The sequence below is a fragment of the Stutzerimonas stutzeri genome, assembly GCF_019090095.1.
Classification (GTDB): Bacteria; Pseudomonadota; Gammaproteobacteria; order Pseudomonadales; family Pseudomonadaceae; genus Stutzerimonas; species Stutzerimonas stutzeri_AN.
On sequence record NZ_JAGQFP010000002.1, the window covers coordinates 767,123 to 784,296 of the forward strand.

Annotated in this window: 17 protein-coding genes; 8 read left to right on the forward strand and 9 right to left on the reverse strand. The window is 63.4% G+C overall.

The window, feature by feature from the left end; genetic code table 11:
• Positions 1–44: 44 nt before the first annotated feature.
• From KVO92_RS13150 to KVO92_RS13160, 3 genes are read right to left on the reverse strand one after another with little or no spacing between them, the layout of a single operon-like run.
• Positions 45–539, reverse strand: a complete 495-nt coding sequence (locus KVO92_RS13150; protein WP_217476075.1) for an LEA type 2 family protein — start codon at positions 537–539, stop codon at positions 45–47.
• 3 nt (positions 540–542) lie between these two features.
• Positions 543–1,304 (reverse strand): slipin family protein, encoded by a 762-nt coding sequence (locus KVO92_RS13155; protein ID WP_217476076.1) that lies wholly within the window; start codon positions 1,302–1,304, stop codon positions 543–545.
• A 3-nt stretch (positions 1,305–1,307) separates the two neighbouring features.
• Positions 1,308–2,690: an NfeD family protein gene (locus KVO92_RS13160; protein WP_423836233.1), complete on the reverse strand. Its 1,383-nt coding sequence runs from the start codon at positions 2,688–2,690 to the stop codon at positions 1,308–1,310.
• A gap of 199 nt (positions 2,691–2,889) precedes the next feature.
• Here KVO92_RS13160 and KVO92_RS13165 point away from each other — a divergent pair, with 199 nt between their 5' ends.
• The 7 genes from KVO92_RS13165 to KVO92_RS13195 all read left to right on the forward strand — a co-directional run bounded on the left by KVO92_RS13165 (position 2,890) and on the right by KVO92_RS13195 (position 10,538).
• The gene (locus KVO92_RS13165; protein ID WP_217476077.1) at positions 2,890–3,723 is read left to right on the forward strand and encodes an MBL fold metallo-hydrolase; all 834 of its coding nucleotides are present in this window, start codon (positions 2,890–2,892) and stop codon (positions 3,721–3,723) included.
• Positions 3,723–3,932, forward strand: a complete 210-nt coding sequence (locus KVO92_RS13170; RefSeq protein ID WP_217476078.1) for a hypothetical protein — start codon at positions 3,723–3,725, stop codon at positions 3,930–3,932. Before KVO92_RS13165 ends, KVO92_RS13170 begins: the two co-directional genes overlap by 1 nt.
• Before the next feature lie 102 nt (positions 3,933–4,034).
• Positions 4,035–4,193: a YqaE/Pmp3 family membrane protein gene (locus KVO92_RS13175; RefSeq protein ID WP_090225571.1), complete on the forward strand. Its 159-nt coding sequence runs from the start codon at positions 4,035–4,037 to the stop codon at positions 4,191–4,193.
• A gap of 219 nt (positions 4,194–4,412) precedes the next feature.
• Positions 4,413–7,922 carry a response regulator gene (locus KVO92_RS13180; protein WP_217476079.1) on the forward strand — a complete coding sequence of 1,170 codons (3,510 nt, stop codon included), beginning with the start codon at positions 4,413–4,415 and terminating at the stop codon, positions 7,920–7,922.
• Between the two features lies 1 nt (position 7,923).
• Entirely contained in the window at positions 7,924–8,742 is an 819-nt protein-coding gene (locus tag KVO92_RS13185) for a CheR family methyltransferase (protein WP_217476080.1), read from the forward strand.
• The gene (locus tag KVO92_RS13190; RefSeq protein WP_217476081.1) at positions 8,739–9,338 is read left to right on the forward strand and encodes a chemotaxis protein CheB; all 600 of its coding nucleotides are present in this window, start codon (positions 8,739–8,741) and stop codon (positions 9,336–9,338) included. The genes KVO92_RS13185 and KVO92_RS13190 overlap by 4 nt, the downstream gene beginning before the upstream one ends.
• 3 nt (positions 9,339–9,341) lie before the next feature.
• Positions 9,342–10,538, forward strand: coding sequence for a hybrid sensor histidine kinase/response regulator (locus tag KVO92_RS13195; RefSeq protein WP_217476082.1), 1,197 nt, complete (start codon positions 9,342–9,344; stop codon positions 10,536–10,538).
• A 1-nt stretch (position 10,539) separates the two neighbouring features.
• Here KVO92_RS13195 and KVO92_RS13200 read toward each other — a convergent pair whose 3' ends face one another.
• The 6 genes from KVO92_RS13200 to KVO92_RS13225 form a co-directional block, all read right to left on the reverse strand.
• Complete coding sequence (locus KVO92_RS13200; protein WP_217476083.1) at positions 10,540–11,193, reverse strand: HAD family hydrolase; 654 nt, start codon at positions 11,191–11,193, stop codon at positions 10,540–10,542.
• Entirely contained in the window at positions 11,193–12,194 is a 1,002-nt protein-coding gene (locus KVO92_RS13205; protein ID WP_217476084.1) for an ABC transporter ATP-binding protein, read from the reverse strand. Before KVO92_RS13205 ends, KVO92_RS13200 begins: the two co-directional genes overlap by 1 nt.
• 116 nt (positions 12,195–12,310) lie before the next feature.
• Positions 12,311–13,111 carry an ABC transporter permease gene (locus KVO92_RS13210; RefSeq protein WP_217476085.1) on the reverse strand — a complete coding sequence of 267 codons (801 nt, stop codon included), beginning with the start codon at positions 13,109–13,111 and terminating at the stop codon, positions 12,311–12,313.
• On the reverse strand, positions 13,098–14,009 hold the full coding sequence (locus KVO92_RS13215; protein WP_254621430.1) for an ABC transporter permease: 912 nt from the start codon (positions 14,007–14,009) through the stop codon (positions 13,098–13,100). Before KVO92_RS13215 ends, KVO92_RS13210 begins: the two co-directional genes overlap by 14 nt.
• The gene (locus KVO92_RS13220) at positions 14,006–14,809 is read right to left on the reverse strand and encodes an alkaline phosphatase family protein (RefSeq protein ID WP_217476086.1); all 804 of its coding nucleotides are present in this window, start codon (positions 14,807–14,809) and stop codon (positions 14,006–14,008) included. Before KVO92_RS13220 ends, KVO92_RS13215 begins: the two co-directional genes overlap by 4 nt.
• 125 nt (positions 14,810–14,934) lie before the next feature.
• Entirely contained in the window at positions 14,935–15,993 is a 1,059-nt protein-coding gene (locus KVO92_RS13225) for an ABC transporter substrate-binding protein (protein ID WP_217476087.1), read from the reverse strand.
• A gap of 350 nt (positions 15,994–16,343) precedes the next feature.
• On the opposite strand from KVO92_RS13225, the gene KVO92_RS13230 reads away from it, so the two are divergent.
• The gene (locus KVO92_RS13230) at positions 16,344–17,060 is read left to right on the forward strand and encodes a UTRA domain-containing protein (RefSeq protein WP_217476088.1); all 717 of its coding nucleotides are present in this window, start codon (positions 16,344–16,346) and stop codon (positions 17,058–17,060) included.
• The last annotated feature ends 114 nt before the right edge of the window (positions 17,061–17,174 follow it).

The following is a 17,174-nucleotide window of genomic DNA, read 5'->3' on the forward strand; positions in this document are numbered from 1 at the left end:
GCCGCGACCCACTCGTGGCGCCCGCTCACGTCGCGGCGCGGTGTTCAACGACGGCGATAGGGATTCGGCAGGCCGCTTTCCAGGTCAAGGATGCCGCGCTCGGTGAAGCGCTGAGTGCCGAACAGGCCGCCAGCCAGCTTGCCGCGCAGCACGTAGGGGACTTCGTCCATGCCGATGTGTTCGGCCAGCCCCAGCGCCTGGCGCGCGGCGGAAAACGCCGAGACGGTCACCGGAACGTTGAGGACGGTCTCACCGAAGCGCGGCACGCTGCCACGCGCATCGCTGACGCCGCTGGCCAGGCGTCGACCGTTGACGTCCAGATCCAGCGCCACGCCGTTGTAGTCGAGCGCCATGTCGTTGGGGTTCTGAATTCGCAGTTTGACGTTCATGCGCAGCTCCAGCCCTTCCCCAGGCAATGGCTGGAGGCCGGCGACCTGGACGTTGAGTGGATCGCGCTGGCTGAACGCTGCGCAGCCGGCCAGGCTCAGCACCAGCAGGAGGACGGACAGCAGCGAAAGGGATGGGGGCGCTTGGCGCATAGGCTACTCGGGTTTCCTGGTGAGTTTGTCCAGCCCCTGCAACAGTTCCATGGGCAGCGGGAAGACGATGGTGGAATTCTTGTCGCCGGCGATGTTGCTCAGCGTCTGCATATAACGCAGTTGCATGGCGCCGGGCTGGCGACCGAGCATTTCGGCCGCCTGCATCAGTTTTTCCGAGGCTTGCAGCTCGCCCTCTGCATGAATGACCTTGGCGCGCCGCTCGCGTTCCGCCTCAGCCTGGCGGGCGATGGCGCGGATCATAGATTCATCCAGGTCCACGTGCTTGATCTCGACGTTGGCCACCTTGATGCCCCAGGCATCGGTCTGGGCATCGAGCACCTGCTGGATGTCGTTATTCAGCTGCTCGCGTTCGGCCAGCATGTCGTCCAGGTCGTGCTTGCCGAGCACGGCGCGCAAGGTGGTCTGCGCCAACTGGCTGGTCGCCGAGTGATAGTCCTCGACCTGGATGATCGCCTTCTCGGCATCCAGCACGCGGTAATACACCACCGCGTTGACCTTGACCGAGACGTTATCGCGCGAAATCACGTCCTGGGTCGGCACGTCGAGCACCAGGGTGCGCAGGTCGACGCGCACCATCTGTTGCAGCCCAGGAATCACCAGGATCAGCCCCGGCCCTTTGACCTTCCAGAAGCGGCCCAGCTGGAATACCACGCCGCGCTCGTATTCACGCAGGATGCGGAACGCCGATGCCAGTAGCGCGATCAGCAGCACCAGCACGGCGATGAAGCTCATTTCGAAACCCATGGTTCACCTCTTCTCGGTTGGCGGCGCATCGGCCGCAGTGACGTCCAGTTGCAGGCCGCGCCTGGCCACGACGCGGACCCGTTGACCGAGGTGCAAGGGCGTCGGGCTGACCACCTGCCAGTGCTCACCCTGCAGCTGCACCCAGCCGCAAGCGGGATCGTTGGCCTGGATACGGGTGACCGGCGCCAGGCGGCCGACCAGTTCGGCGTCGCCGCTGACCAGGCGCTGCCGGCGTGCCTTGAGCGCCATGCTGACGATGGCGAACAGCAGCAGCGCGCTGACCACCGCCAGCGTGCCGATCAGGGCCAGGGGAATGCCGTAGCCCGGCACATCGGTATCGAACAGGATCACCGCACCAGTGACGAAGGCCGCGATCCCGCCCAGGCCGAGTACGCCGAAGCTGGGGATGAACGCCTCGGCGATCATGAAACCAAGCCCCAGCAGGATCAGCGCCACGCCGGCGTAGCTGACCGGCAGCAGCTGCAGCGAGTACAGCGCCAGCAACAGGCAGATGCCGCCGACCACGCCGCCCGCACCGGTGCCGGGGTTGGAGAATTCGAAGATCAGACCATAGACGCCAATCATCATCAGGATCAGCGCCACGCTGGGGTTGGTGATCACCGCCAGCAGCCGCACGCGCCAATCGGGGTCGTAGCGATCGAGGCTGGCATTGGCGGTCTTCAGCGTTCGCTCGCCGGCGCTGGTTCGCAGGGTTTTGCCATCGAGTTGCTTGAGCAGATCCTGCAGATCGGTGGCCAGGTAGTCGATGACCTCGGTTTGCAGCGCCTCGCTGGCCGAGAGGCTGACCGCTTCGCGTACCGCCCGCTCCGCCCATTCGGCGTTGCGCCCGCGCAGTTGCGCCAGGCCGCGGATGTAGGCAGCGGCGTCGTTGACCTGCTTGCGGCTCATGGCATCGCCGTCGGCCTCGTTTTCCGGTGGTTCGCCATCGCTGGGTTGCTCGGGCGGCGCGCCCGGCGCTCCGCCGATCTGCACGGGCGTGGCAGCGCCCAGGTTGGTGCCCGGGCTCATCGCGGCGACATGGCTGGCATAGAGCATGTAGGTCCCGGCGCTGGCAGCGCGTGCTCCGCTCGGCGTGACATGGGTCGCGATCGGCACCGGACTGGCGAGAATCGCCTTGATGATCGCTCGCATCGAGGTGTCGAGGCCGCCGGGCGTATCGAGCTGCAGCACCAGCAGCTGCGCATCGAGCTGCGCGGCACGCTGGATGCCGGCGACGACATAGTCGGCACTGGCCGGCCCGATGACGCCGTCGAGCCGCAGGACCGTGACGGGCGCTGCCGCCTGGGCTGCACTGGCCAGGGCCAGCCAGGCCATCAACAGCAGTGCCGACGGCCAGGTCCGCTGATGGTGAGGGCGGCTGCACATGACGCGTTCCTCCGGGGTGGGTGGGCGGCAACTGCCGGTCGTATCCAAGAGGATAGTTCAGCGGACCAGGACCCTGTTGCGGCAAAGGGTCCGCGGTCGGGGCAGAAAAGCGCTGAACTCTGGTCTGCGGTCGGGCCTCAGAATTCAGACGAGATCGTTTTTTTGTGCGGCGACCCGTGACCCGGCGTGGGAGAGTCTTATGCGAGTTCATCACCTCAACTGCGGTTGCATGTGTCCGGTGGGCGGGCGCTTGTTCGATGGGTTCAGCCCCGGGCTGACCGCCAGTCTGGTGTGCCATTGCCTGCTGATCGAGACCGAGCGACACGGGCTGGTGCTGGTCGATACCGGCTTCGGCCACTGCGATGTGCTGGAGCCGCGCAAGCGCCTGAGTGCCTTCTTCATCGCGCTCAACAACATCAAGTTCGAACGCCGCCTGACGGCGCTGGAGCAGGTTCGCCAGCTCGGTTTCGCCCCGGAAGATGTCCGTCATATCCTCCTGACGCATCTGGATTTCGACCACGCGGGCGGGCTGGAGGATTTCCCCTCGGCGCAGGTTCACGTGCTGCAGCGGGAAATGGATGCGGCGCGCGCCACCCACAGCTTCATCGGTCATCAGCGCTACCGTCACTCGCAATGGGACGGGGTACGCAACTGGCAGTTCTACGAGCCGGGTGGCGATCCCTGGTTCGGCTTCCAGGCGGTCAGGGAATTGCGCGGGCTGCCTCCGGAAATTCTGCTGATTCCACTGACCGGCCATACGCACGGGCATGCCGGTGTCGCGCTGCAGAGCGGCGAAGGTTGGCTGCTGCACGCTGGCGATGCCTATTTCTATCGCGACGAAGTCGGCCAGAACGAGCGCCACTGCACGCCGGGGCTGCGTCTGTATCAGCGCATGATGGAAGTGGACCGCCCGGCGCGCCTGGCTAACCAGCATCGGCTCTGGACGCTGTCCCTGGAACACAAGGGCGAGGTCACGCTGTTCTGCAGCCATGACGCCAAGGAGTTCGAGCGCATGCGGGCGGGGACGCGCTGATGCCGCCGCGGGACGAGCGTGGCGGCGGGGCCGTACGCACCCTGATGGGCTATGTGCGCTGGATCGGCCTGGTGGCCTGTTCCCTGGCCGGGCTGGGTTATCTGCTGGTGGGTAACTTCAACCTGGCCGGCCTGATGCTGGCGCTGGCAGTGCTGTCATGGGTGAACATACGCCGCAAGCGCGTCGACGCGCCCCGCACCGATCGTTAGCCACTCAGCGGCTACGCGGCGATGGTGTGCCAAGGAACCCCTCCGGGCCGATCGGGTCGATTCACAGTACGCTTTAGCCGATAGAGACCCGAGGAGCCCCGAATGGACCTGATTCGAATCATCATCGCGATACTGTTGCCCCCGCTGGGGGTGTTTCTGCAAGTCGGCTTTGGTGGCGCCTTCTGGCTGAACATTCTGCTTACGCTGCTGGGCTATATCCCGGGCATCATCCATGCGGTGTGGGTCATCGCGCGGCGTTGAAGAACCGCACTGGATGCGTCTAGCCCGGCCGTTCGGCCGGGTTTTTTGTGCTCACCAGCGAGGCAGTGTAAAGTCCGAGGTCGCTTTTCACGTGCGTGGGGCGATCTCACGCGAATCACCTAGTACTTGCAGGGATCAGTGCGTTTGGCAACAGCGCCACGCAGCTGCCCGCGCGGCTGTGCGTGTCCGTCATCGAGGCGGTATTCAGGAAGGAACCAGATGGGCGACTCTTTCATCGATCAGAATTACTTCAGGCGCATCCTGAACCGCAACGTGGCGGTTCCTATCGGTTTCGGTTTTCTCAGCGCGTTTTTCTTCAGCGTCATCGTCTACTTCCTGCTGAATGTCAGCGACTGGGTGGAGCGCTCCGTGCTGGGCGTTTCCTACGCGCATGAGATGCTGAAAGAGATAGGCGAACTGGAAGCCTCGATGCGCGGCTATCTCATCTCGGGCGATGAGGTGTTCCTGCAGCCCTATCGAACCAACCTGCCGGCGTTCTCCGAGCAACTGGGCAAGATCAAACGCTACTCCAGCGACGATCCGGTACAGCGTGCGCGCGTCGCGCGCGTCGAGCAGTTGCACGTCCAGTGGGTGGATTTCGCCGAGCAGGCGATCGCCCGCCGTGCGAACAACGAGCCGGTGGTCGACTACGTGCGCAGCCGCCGCGGGATGGAGCTCAAGGAGGAGCAGCGCCAGTTGCTCAATGACTTCATCGCCTACGAGCGGCAGGTCCGCAGCGAGCGCACCGATACCGCTGAAATCATCTCGACGGCGCTGATCGGCGGCTTCCTGCTGTTCAGCCTGATTTTCAGCGGGTTGCTGGGTTATTTCGGGCGCCGCGATCTGCTGAGCCTGTCCGAGAGTTACGCCGAAACCCTCGCCAGGCAGCAGGCTCATGCCCAGGCGCTGGAAAAGCAGGCCTGGTATCGCACCGGCCAGACGCAGCTCAGCGAGTCGATGATTGGCGAGCAGGCGTTGCCGACCCTGGGGCAAAACGTGCTCGGTTTTCTCTCCCGCTACCTCGACGTGGCAGTGGGGGCGCTCTATGTCACCCAGGACGGGAAGTTGCAGCGCGTTGCCGAGTTCGGCTGGGACAAGGAGACGCTCAACAGCGGCCGAACCCTCGAACTGGGTGAAGGGCTGGTGGGGCAGGTGGCGTTGGAGCGTCGCATGTTGCTGCTCGACCGTGTTCCGCCCGGCTACCTGAAGGTGCGGTCCGCGCTGGGCAGCGCCGATGCCCAGTCGGTGCTCATCGCGCCGCTGGAGGACAGCGGCATGCTCAATGCCGTGCTGGAACTCGGCTTTCTGCGGCCGCTGCACGATGAGGACAGCGAGCTGCTGCGGCGCGTCGGCGAAAGCATCGGCTCGGCTGTCGAGGCCGCACGCTATCGCCAGCGTCTGCAGCGAGCACTGGCCGAAACCCAGCAGCTCAACGAAGAGCTGCAGGTGCAACAAGAGGAGCTGCGTGCCGCCAACGAGGAGTTGGAAGAGCAATCCAACGCCCTGCGTGAATCCCAGGCGCACATGGAAGAACAACAGGCCGAGCTGGAGCAGACCAACGAGCAGCTCGCGACCCAGGCCCTCGAACTCGCACGCCAGCGCGATGATCTGGACCAGAAGAATACGCGCCTGCACGAGGTGCAATTGCTGCTCGAGGAGCGTGCCGAGGAACTGCAGCGTGCCAGCCGTTACAAGTCCGAATTCCTCGCCAACATGTCGCACGAATTGCGCACGCCGCTGAACAGTTCGCTGATCCTTGCCAAGCTGCTGGCGGACAACCCGGAGGGCAACCTGAACGACAACCAGGTGCAGTTCGCCCGCTCCATCTATTCGGCCGGCAACGATCTGCTCCACCTGATCAACGATATTCTCGACATTTCCAAGGTTGAGGCCGGCAAGCTCGATGTGCACCCCGAGCCGGTATTGCTGGCGCGGATGGTCGATGGCCTCAAAAGCCTGTTCCTCGCCCAGGCGCTGGACAAGTCGTTGCAGTTCGACGTCGAGCTGGGCGATGGGTTGCCGGCGAGCCTCTACAGCGATCGTCAGCGGCTCGAACAGATCCTCAAGAACCTGCTGTCCAACGCCTTCAAGTTCACGGAGCAGGGTTCGATCATCCTGCGCGTGAGCCGCCACGATGACCGCCAGCTGGCCTTCGCTGTCCAGGATTCGGGCATCGGCATCCCCGAGGAGCAGCAAGCCGTGATTTTCGAGGCGTTCCGTCAGGCCGACGGCACCACCAACCGGCGTTACGGTGGCACCGGTCTCGGCCTGTCGATTTCCCGTGAGCTGGCCCAGCTGCTGGGCGGCACCATCGACGTCAGCAGCGAACCGGGCGCCGGAAGCGTATTCACCCTGATCGTTCCGGAGCATTACAGCGAGCCGGACGCGGCACTGCAGCCGGAGGCCGCGCCAATGCCGGCCGAGCCCGAGCCGATGGTGCTGCAGGAGCCCCGCGCACCCGCTGCGCCTCCGCCAGCCAAACCGCGTTCCGATCAGCCTGCAGTCCCGGCGCTGGCCGACGATCGCAGCGTCGTTTCCGCTGGTGAGCGCTCGGTCCTGGTCATCGAGGACGACCCCCAGTTCGCCTGCATCCTGCGCGACCTGGCGCGGGAGCTGAAGTACAGCTGCCTGATCGCACAAAACGCCGATGCCGGCTTCGACACCGCGGTCCAGTACCGACCCGATGCGATCCTGCTGGACATGCGCCTGCCGGACCACTCCGGCCTTACCGTGCTCGAGCGGCTCAAGGAAAACCCGGTCACCCGGCATATACCGGTACACATCGTCTCGGTGGAAGACCGCAAGGAGGCCGCCCTGCAGATGGGCGCGATAGGCTATGCGCTCAAGCCGGCCAGCCGGGATGATCTCAAGCAGGTGTTCGATCGGCTGGAAGCCAAGCTGGCGCAGAAGGTCAAACGCATCCTGTTGGTGGAAGACGACGCCCGCCAGCGCGAAAGCGTGTCGCGGCTGATCGAAGACATCGATGTCGAGATCACGGCCGTTGAGTTTGGCGAGCAGGCGCTGGAGCTGCTGCACTCGACCGTTTTCGATTGCATGATCATCGACCTCAAACTGCCCGACATGGACGGCCACCAGTTGCTCGAACGCATGGCCCGGGAAGAGATCTGCTCGTTCCCGCCGGTCATCGTGTACACCGGACGCAACCTGACCCGCGATGAAGAAGCGGCGCTGATGAAGTATTCGCGTTCGATCATCATCAAGGGCGCGCGATCGCCGGAGCGCTTGCTCGACGAGGTCACGCTGTTCTTGCACAAGGTCGAATCGGACATGCCGCTGGAGCGGCAGAAGATGCTCAAGAGCGTGCGCAGCCGCGAAAAGGCGTTCGAGGGTCGCAAGATCCTGGTGGTCGACGACGATGTGCGCAATGTCTTCGCCCTGACCAGCGCGCTGGAGCAGAAGGGCGCGCTGATCGAGATCGCCCGCAACGGCCACGAGGCGATTGCCCAGCTGCGCGACATCGATGACATCGACCTGGTGCTGATGGACATCATGATGCCGGAGATGGACGGCTTCACGGCTATGCAAGAGATCCGCAAGGACAAGCGCTTCGCCAAGCTGCCGATCATTGCCGTCACCGCCAAGGCCATGAAAGACGACCAGGATCGTTGCCTGCTCGCCGGGGCCAACGACTACCTGGCCAAGCCCATCGACCTGGACCGTCTGTTTTCGCTGATTCGCGTGTGGCTACCGAAAGTGGAGCTGCTGTGACATGCCGGACCGCAACCAGGCCATCGAACTGAAGCTGCTGATCGAAGCGATCTATCTGCGCTACAGCTACGATTTTCGCGACTATTCCGGCGCCTCGCTCAAGCGCCGGATATTGCTGGCGCTCAAGCAACTGCGCTGCGACAGCATCTCCGAGCTGCAACACAAGGTGCTCTATGAGCCGCCGGTGTTCATGGAGCTGTTGCAGTTTCTCACCATTCCGGTGAGCGAGATGTTTCGCGATCCGAGCTATTTTCTGGCCCTGCGCGAACAGGTGGTCCCGGTGCTGCGTACCTACCCCTCGCTGAAGGTCTGGATCGCCGGCTGCAGTACCGGCGAAGAGGTCTACTCGATGGCCATCCTGCTCAAGGAGGAGGGCTTGCTCGACCGCACCATGCTCTATGCGACGGACATCAATCCGCGTTCGCTGGAGCAGGCGCGCCGAGGTATCTTCGATATCGGCGACATGCGCCAGTACACCGAGAACTACCAGCGTGCCGGTGGCAAACAGAGCCTGAGCAGTTACTACACGGCCGCCTATGACTCGGCGATCATGGATAAGGCATTGAAGGACAAGATCACCTTTGCCGACCATAGCCTCGCGACCGACAGCGTGTTCGCCGAAACCCAGCTGATTTCCTGCCGCAACGTGCTGATCTATTTCAACAAGCCCCTGCAGGATCGGGCCTTTGGGCTATTCCACGACTCCCTCTGTCATCGTGGTTTTCTTGGGCTGGGCAGCAAGGAAACTGTGGAACTCTCCGGCTACGCTGGACGCTACGAGGCGTTCGACAAGCAGGAAAGGATCTTTCGCAAGCTATGAAATTCCCGGTCACCGGCTTTTCCGCCCATTCTCGCCGTCCGATAGACGCGGTGGTGATCGGCGCCTCGGCGGGCGGTCTGGCGGCGTTGAGTCTGCTGGTCGACGGGCTGCCGGCCACCTTGCGCCAGGCGCTGCTGGTGGTTCAGCACGTACCCGCCGGCAAGCCGACCCAGCTGGCCGAGATCTTTCAGCGCCGCACGGCGCTGCGGGTCAAGGAGGCCGATGACAAGGAGACGGTGCGCGCCGGCACGCTGTACTTCGCCGCGCCCGGCTACCACCTGCTGGTGGAGGCGGACCTGAGCCTGTCGCTCAGCCAGGACGAGGCGATTCATTTCTCGCGCCCCTCGATCGATGTGCTGTTCGAGTCGGCAGCCGATGCCTGGGGCGCGCGTCTCGCCGGGGTTCTGCTGACCGGCGCCAACGAGGACGGTGCGGCCGGTCTTGAGGCGGTCAAACGAGCCGGTGGCATCAGCATCGTCCAGGATCCGGAAGAGGCCGAAGCGCCGACCATGCCGCTTGCTGCACTCCAGCGCTTTGCGCCGGATTATATTTTGCCCTTGCGCGATATCCATCGACTGTTGCGCGAACTGGAGTGACTCATGCCTGACCAAACGGACGAAGCGAACCTGCTGATCGTCGATGATTTGCCGGAGAACCTGCTGGCGCTGGACGCCCTGCTCAAGGCGCCGGGGCTGCGCGTACATCGTGCCGAATCGGCAGAGCAGGCGCTCGAACTGCTGCTGCGCCACGAGTTCGCGTTGGCCATTCTCGATGTGCAGATGCCCGGCATGGATGGCTTTCAGCTGGCCGAGCTGATGCGCAGCACCGAGCGCACCAAGCATATCCCCATCGTCTTCGTCAGCGCCGCTGGCCGAGAGCTCAACTACGCTTTCAAGGGCTATGAGAGCGGCGCCGTCGACTTCATGCAAAAGCCGCTGGACATCCATGCGGTGCGCAGCAAGGTCAGCGTGTTCGTCGATCTGTACCGCAATCGCAAGCGTCTGGCGCGTCAGCTCGAGGCGCTCGAGCGCAGCCGGCGCGAGCAGGAAGTGCTGCTCGATGAATTGCGCAGTACCAAGGCCGAGCTGGAAGCGGCGGTGCGCATGCGCGACGACTTCATGTCGATCGTCTCGCATGAACTGAAAACGCCCCTCAATACGCTGATACTCGAGGTACAGCTGCGCAAGCTGCAGCTGGGGCGCAACAACCTCGCGGCGTTCAGCGAGGACAGGTTGCGGCAGATGGTCGACAAGGATGAACGGCAGATTCAGAGCCTGATCCGCCTGATCGACGACATGCTCGACGTCTCGAGGATCCGCACCGGCAAACTGTCCATTCGCCCGAGTCGCGCCGATCTCGGCAAACTGGCGGCCAGTGTGGTGGAGAACTTCGCGCCACAGATGGAAGCCAGTGGTTGCGCGCTGCTGTTCCAGCGGCCGGAGCCGATCATCGGCGTGTGGGACGAGTTTCGCATCGAACAGGTGCTGGCGAACCTGCTGACCAACGCCATGCGCTACGGCGCCGGCAAGCCGGTGCAGGTCAGCGTTCGCGCCACGACCGAAGGCGCCTGCATTGAGGTGCGCGACCAGGGCATCGGCATCAGCCAGAAGAGCCTGGATCGAATCTTCTGCCAGTTCGAGCGCGCCGAGGGTAGCGAGTGCAGCGCCGGGCTGGGGCTCGGGCTGTTCATCGCCGAGCAGATCGTCAAGGCGCACAACGGCCGCATTCAGGTCGAGAGCCAGGAGGGTAAAGGCGCGCTGTTCCGGGTGCTGCTGCCGCTGAACGCCGAAGCCTGATTCAGCGCCAGGCCAGCACCGGCCAGCCGCGGGCCTCGGCCTGCTCGCGCAACAGCGGATCGGGGTTGACCACGTGCGGATGCGCCACCTGTTCGAGCAGCGGCAGGTCGTTGATCGAGTCGGAGTAAAAGTGCGCGTCGTCCAGCGACTCGCCTGCCGCTTCGGCCCACTCGCGTAACCGCGTCACCTTGCCCTCACGGTAGGTCAGCACGCCACGGGTGTTGCCGCTGTAGAAGCCGTGCTGCTCTTCCAGCTGTATGGCCAGAACCTCGTTGATTCCGAGCCGCTCGGCAACCGCGCCGACGAGAAACTCCGCCGACGCGGAAATCACCAGAATGCGGTCGCCGGCTTTGCGATGTTCGGCGATATGGCGCATGGCGTCGCTGTAGATCAGCGGCTCGATCACGTCTTCGACGAAGGGGCCAACGATGTGGTCGACCTCTTCGGCCGTGCGGCCGACCAGCGGCGCCAGGCTGAACGTCATGTAGTCCTCCATCGCCAGCCGGCCGAAGGCGTACTCGGCCATCAGCTCGGCATCCTTGCGCAGGAAGGATTCCCCATCCACCCAGCCGATCTTGGCCATTTCATGGGCCCAGAGACAGGCGCAGTCGCCGTCGATCAGGGTTTCGTCCAGGTCGAAAATTGCCAGGGCCATCAAGCCACCTCGTGAATTGCGCAAGCGTCGATGGTAAGGCTTACCTGACGACCCTGGGGATAAAGATCGGCCGAGGAGCGGTTGAGCACGTCGACCAGGAGTTCGACTTCGCGCGCTTCGACGCGGTAACGGATCACATTGCCGAGCAGGCTATGGCTCTTGATCACGGCTGCAATGCCGGTGTTGCCTTCGGTTGTGTTGAGCAAGGCGATGGCTTCAGGCCGAATCGCCACCTGTGCATTGACCGGGCGTTGCAGCAGGCGGGTGGCGACTTCGGCGGAGAGCAGGTTGTAGTTGCCGATGAAACCGGCGGCGAAGGCGTCCACCGGTGCGGTGTAGAGGGTTTCGGCATCGGCGCTCTGGACGATGCGGCCGGCATTCATCAGCAGGATGCGGTCGGAAAGCGTCAGCGCCTCTTCCTGGTCATGGGTGACGAAAATGGTCGTCAGTCCCAGCTCCTGCTGGATCGTGCGGATCTGTTCGCGAAGGTGCTTGCGGATGCGGGCGTCCAACGCCGATAGCGGCTCATCGAGCAACAGCAGGCGAGGGCGCGTGACCAACGAGCGCGCCAGAGCGACACGCTGACATTGGCCGCCTGAGAGTTGGCTGGGGTAGCGCCGCGCGTAATCGTTGAGCTCGACCATCTCCAGCACCTCGGCGACCCGTCGCGCGCTGTCGTCCCGGGCGATTTTCTGCATGCGCAGGCCGAAGGCGACGTTCTGCTCCACGGTCATGTTGGGGAACAGCGCGTAGCTCTGGAATACCATGCCGATCTGGCGCTTTTGCGGCGCCAGCGGCACCAGATCCTCGCCATCGAGCATAATCAGCCCGCCGTCTACCTCGGTCAGCCCGGCGATGCAGCGCAGCAGGGTGGATTTGCCGCAACCGGACGGGCCGAGCAAGGTGATCAGTTCACCCTTGGCGATCTCGCAGTGGATGTCGCTGAAGACCTGGGTCTCACCAAAGGATTTGTGCAGGCCGCGAATGGAAAGGTAGCTCATGAGGGTTCCTGTCTCGAAGTGCCGCTGCGGTGGCATGGATCGGTTTGAAGAAGCTCGGCCTGGCGAGACACGCACGTCAGGCTCGGCCGCACAGTCTTACCAAACGACCCACGCGCTTAGGCTGTACGCTCTCGATTCAACCGGGTCGCTGCCCAGGTAAACACCAGTACGAAGAAGAAGTAGGAGATCACCAGCGCGCTATTGAAGTGACCGCTGCTGTTTTTCATGTTGTTCAGGTAAACCTGCAGGGTCTCGTAGCGCGTGCCCACCAAAAGATTGGCAAAGACGAACTCGCCGAACAGAAAGGAGAACGACAGGAACAGCGACACCATCAGGCCCTTGCGCAGGTTCGGCAGCACTACCAGGAACGCTGCCTTCCAGGTACTGGCGCCGAGCAGGTGGGCGGCGTCCATCAAGTCGCGCAGGTTGATTGCCTGCAGGTTGTTGCTGATCGCGCGGTACATGAAGGGCAGGGCAATGGTGAAGTAGGCGCCGATCAGTATCCACGGCGTACCGACCATCGCCAGCGGCCCGGAGCCGTGCAGCTGCAGCAGCCCGACCGAGGACACCACCGGCGGCACCGCGAAGGGCAGCAGGATCAGGATGTTCATCAGGCCGTCGAGTTTCGGAAAGTGGTAATGCACCACGAACAGCAGCGGCAGGATCAGCACCACTGCCAGCGCCAGGGCACCAAAGCAGACCAGCAGGGACTGACCGAAGGCGCGCAGGAAGCGCTCGTCGCTCCACAGCTGGAGGTACCAGTCGAGGGTCAATCCATCCGGAAGAATCGTGGCTGACCAGCTGCTGGCGATCGAGTAAAGAAAGGTCGCTGCCAATGGCAGCAGCAGGATCAGGAACAGCAGCCACACTACGATGCGGTGGTAGCGCTGGCCGCGCCGGGCTTCAACGGCTCGCATGGTAGCTCCTCTTCAGCAGCAGCTGATGCGCCACGGTAATCACCGCCATCAGCCCGACCAGCACCATCGCCAGCGCACTGGCCATGTGCGGATCCAGCGAGATATCCCCGGAAATCATCGCCGCGATGCGGATCGGCAAGACGTTGAAGTTGCCCGTGGTGAGGTAATAGACGGTGGCATAGGCGCCGAGCGCGTTGGCCAGCAGGATGACGAAGGTGCCAAGCAATGCAGGCGTCAGCACCGGCAGGCCGATGTAGCGCCAGTAGCTCCAGGTTCCCGCGCCCAGCAAGGACGCCGACTCGCGCCAGTCTTCGCGCAGCGCGTCGAACGCGGGATAGAGCAGCAACACGCCCAGCGGAATCTGGAAATAGGTGTAGAGCACGATCAGGCCGGTCTTGGAGTAGAGGTTGAAGTCCTCGATGATCCCGGCCTGCTTGAGCAAGATGGTCAGCGCCCCGTTGAAGCCGAGCAGGATGACGAACGCAAAGGCCAACGGTACGCCCGCGAAGTTGCTGGTCATGTTGGAAAAAGCCATGACGAAGTCGCGCAGTTTGGAGTCGACCTGACGCAACGAGTAACTCCCCAGAATCGCGATGACGATGCCGAACAGGCTCGACCAGAAGGCGATCTGCAGGCTGTGCTTGATGGCTTGCAGGTAGAACTTCGAGCCGAAGATTTTCTGGAAATTGGCCAGTCCCCAGCCCTCGGGCGTGTTCAGGCTGTTGACCGTCACCCACAGCAGCGGGGCGATCTGGAAGGCGAAGAAGAACAGCGCGAAGGGCAGCAGGCAGAGCAGCGCCAGCTGTTTGCCACGAGCGGGTCTGCGACCCAACGCGGCCGGAGCGGCATGGTCGCGTATGGCCGCGGTCTTGAGGTTGTTCTCGAGCGGCGCGGTCATTTCAGCAGCTCCCGGCACGCGGGCTTGTCATGCGCTACACCAAGCAGCTCGCACAGCGTGCCGCACAGCTCGGTCTGTTTCGGGCGCGCAGCGGTGTCGAGGCTGAATGCCGAGCCGAGAACGAACAGCGGCACTTCGCGCTCCTCCGGCAGCAGGCCATTGTGGGAGCGATCGTTGTTCATGCCGTGGTCGGCCGTGACCAGCACCTGATAGCCGTCATCCAGCCAACCCTGCAGGTACTCCGCTAACAGAACGTCGGCACGGCGCGCCGCGTTGCGGTATTGAGACGAATCCAGGCCGTGCTTGTGGCCGGCGTCGTCGACATTCATCGGGTGCACCAGCAGGAAGTCGGGGCGATGCCGCAGCCGCAGACTTTCCGCGTCGGCAAACAGGTGTGAGTCGGGGTAATGGTCTTCGTAGTAGAAATGTCCGTGCTGGATCGGCAGCTCGGGGGTCTCGCTGTGACGGTCGCGCGCAGCGTGAAACGGCGCGCGGTTATAGAGCTCGCTGACCCAGTGATAGGCCGCAGCCGCCGTGCTCAGCCCCGCCTTGCGAACGTAGTGGAAAACGCTGCGCTCGTTGGACAGCCGCACCACATCGTTATGCACGATGCCGCTCTCGATAGGTGGCACGCCGGTCAGGATGCACTCGTACAACGGCCGGGACAGGGCCGGCAGTTCGCACTGTAGCCGGTACAAGGCGCCGCGCCCGGCCATGCAATAGGCTTGCAGGTGCCCGAGTGCATGCTCGGCCACCTCGTAGCTGAGGCCGTCAAGGATGACGAGGATGGCTTTGCCCATGCTTGCGTTTCCTGCCGGTTGCCTGCTGTAGAGAGAGCGATTTCGGGTCATTGCTCGCAAATGCCGTTTTTCGAGCGCATTCGCGAGCTGACTGTTCCTTGGTGCCGGTGGCTTCCCGCCTCCGGTCATTCCATCTCGATGATCACGTTTTCCTGCCACTGCTGTGGCAGGGCCTTGGAGGTGGCTTCCCAAGCCTCTGCGTTCTTGATGGGCCGGACCTTGGCGTACTGCTCGTTGGGCAGCAGTTTCGCCTGCACCTCGGCCGGCAGGGTCAGGTGCTCGGCGCGAATCGGCCTTGCGTTGCCCTTGGCAAGGTTGATCTGCCCGGCATCGGACAGGATGTACTCACGCGCCAGCTTGGCGGCGTTGGGGTGCTTGGCCCACTTGTTGATGATGGTCGTGTAGCCGGAAATCACCGAGCCATCGGAGGGAATCAGCACTTCGAAGCGGCTCGGGTCGATCTGGTCGCGGTAGGACAGGCCGTTAAAGTCCCAAACCACACCGACTTCCACTTCGCCGCGCTCCAGCGTCTGGATCGTCGGGTTCGACAGGGACAGGCGGCCCTGCTTGGCGATCTCGGCGAAATAATCCAGGCCCGGCTGGATGTTCGTCTCGTCACCGCCATTGGCGATGGCGGCTGCCAGCACACCGTTCACGGCCTGGGCGGCGGCGCTGACGTCACCGATGGCGACCTTGTACTTGCCGTTCTTGAGCTCGGCCCAGGACGTCGGTGCTTCCTTGACCAGCTGCTTGTTAACGATGAATGCAATCGAGCCGGTGTAGGCCAGCAGCCAGTGGCCGTCCTTGTCCTTGGCCCAGTCGGGGACTTGGTCCCAAGTGCTTGGCTTGTAGGCTTGCGTGACGCCCTGCTGAACAGCGATGGGCCCGAACGCGGCACCGACGTCGCCGATATCGGCCGTGGCGTTATCCTTTTCCGCGGCGAACTTGGCGATCTCCTGGGCCGAGCTCATGTCGGTATCCATGTGCTTGAGCCCGTATTTGTTTTGCAGGTCCTGCCAGGTGTCCTTCCAGTTGGCCCAGCTGTCCGGCATGCCGACGCTGTTGACCTCACCTTCTGCACGCGCTGCCTCTTCGAGGCCTTTCAGGTCCGTTTGTGCGGCGTTCGCCGATGTCGCCAGGGCGATCGCCGATCCCAGCAGTGATGCCAGCAGCAGTCGTTTCATCAGAAGCTCCTTTCGCAAGTCGTTGGTCTAGATCAGCAAGATTTCGAGCCAATCTAGGGGATGCAAATGACAATTTGATGTCGTTGCCTCCGCCGCCGCCCGGTGGAGCGACACCGCGACAGGAGTGCCGTAGCAAGCCTAGCTCAAGCTGAAAACCTTGCCTGGCGTGGGCTGATGAAATTCGCCGATACGCTTGAATGGTTCGAAGTAACCGCGGCGGGCTGCGTTTTTCTGTGCCAATGTCATGCGACGGTCATTTGGCTTGCCTAGCCTGAAAGGTATTTACGGTCGAGATAACGAGAGCAAAGGCTCTTTCCCAGTACTGGACTAGCCCAGCGGAGGAGATATTGATGCGCGACGAGGCACCTCGGGCGGTTACGGCGATCTGTCGATCACTGCAGGAGCAGATCGCCCATGGCTTGCTGCTGCCCGGCGGGCAACTGCCGTCCGAGCGCAAGCTCAGTGAGCTCTTCGCCACCACGCGCATCACCCTGCGAGAAGCCCTGGGCCAACTCGAGTCGCAGGGGCTGATCTACCGTGAGGATCGCCGCGGCTGGTTCGTCTCGCCGCCTCGGATCGCCTACAACCCGCTGGTGCGTAGCCATTTCCACGCCATGGTTAACGAGCAAGGCCGAATTCCGGCGACCGAAGTCTTATCGGCGCGGTTGGTGCCCGCCGCCGCAGACATCTGCGCGCGCCTGAGATTGCCGGCGTTGTCCGGCGTCGTCCAGATCCGCCGAGCGCGGCGCATCGACGGTCGTCTGGTGCTCTATGTCGAACACTACCTGAACCCCAGCTATTTCCCGGGCATCCTCGACTTCGACCTGACCCGCTCGCTCACCGAGCTCTATGCCAGCGAATACGGCATCCAATACGGCCGCGTCCGCTTCGACATGGTCCCCACCGCCCTGCACCCCGAAGCCGCCACAACCCTGCGCACCGCCCCCGGCAGCCCAGCCCTGCGCATCACCCGCCTCAACCGCGACCAGCATGATCGACTGATTGATTGCGACGTGGAGTATTGGCGGCACGATGCGATTCATGTGTGTGTGGAGGTGCCGGAGTAGGGTAATGCGGACTCACCGATCGCCCACGAAAGTAAGCGTCGCCGAACTGAGCGAGGCCGCGACGCTTGGCTACTACATAAGCGCGGCGTCGTGTTTATACGGCGTTACGGTAGG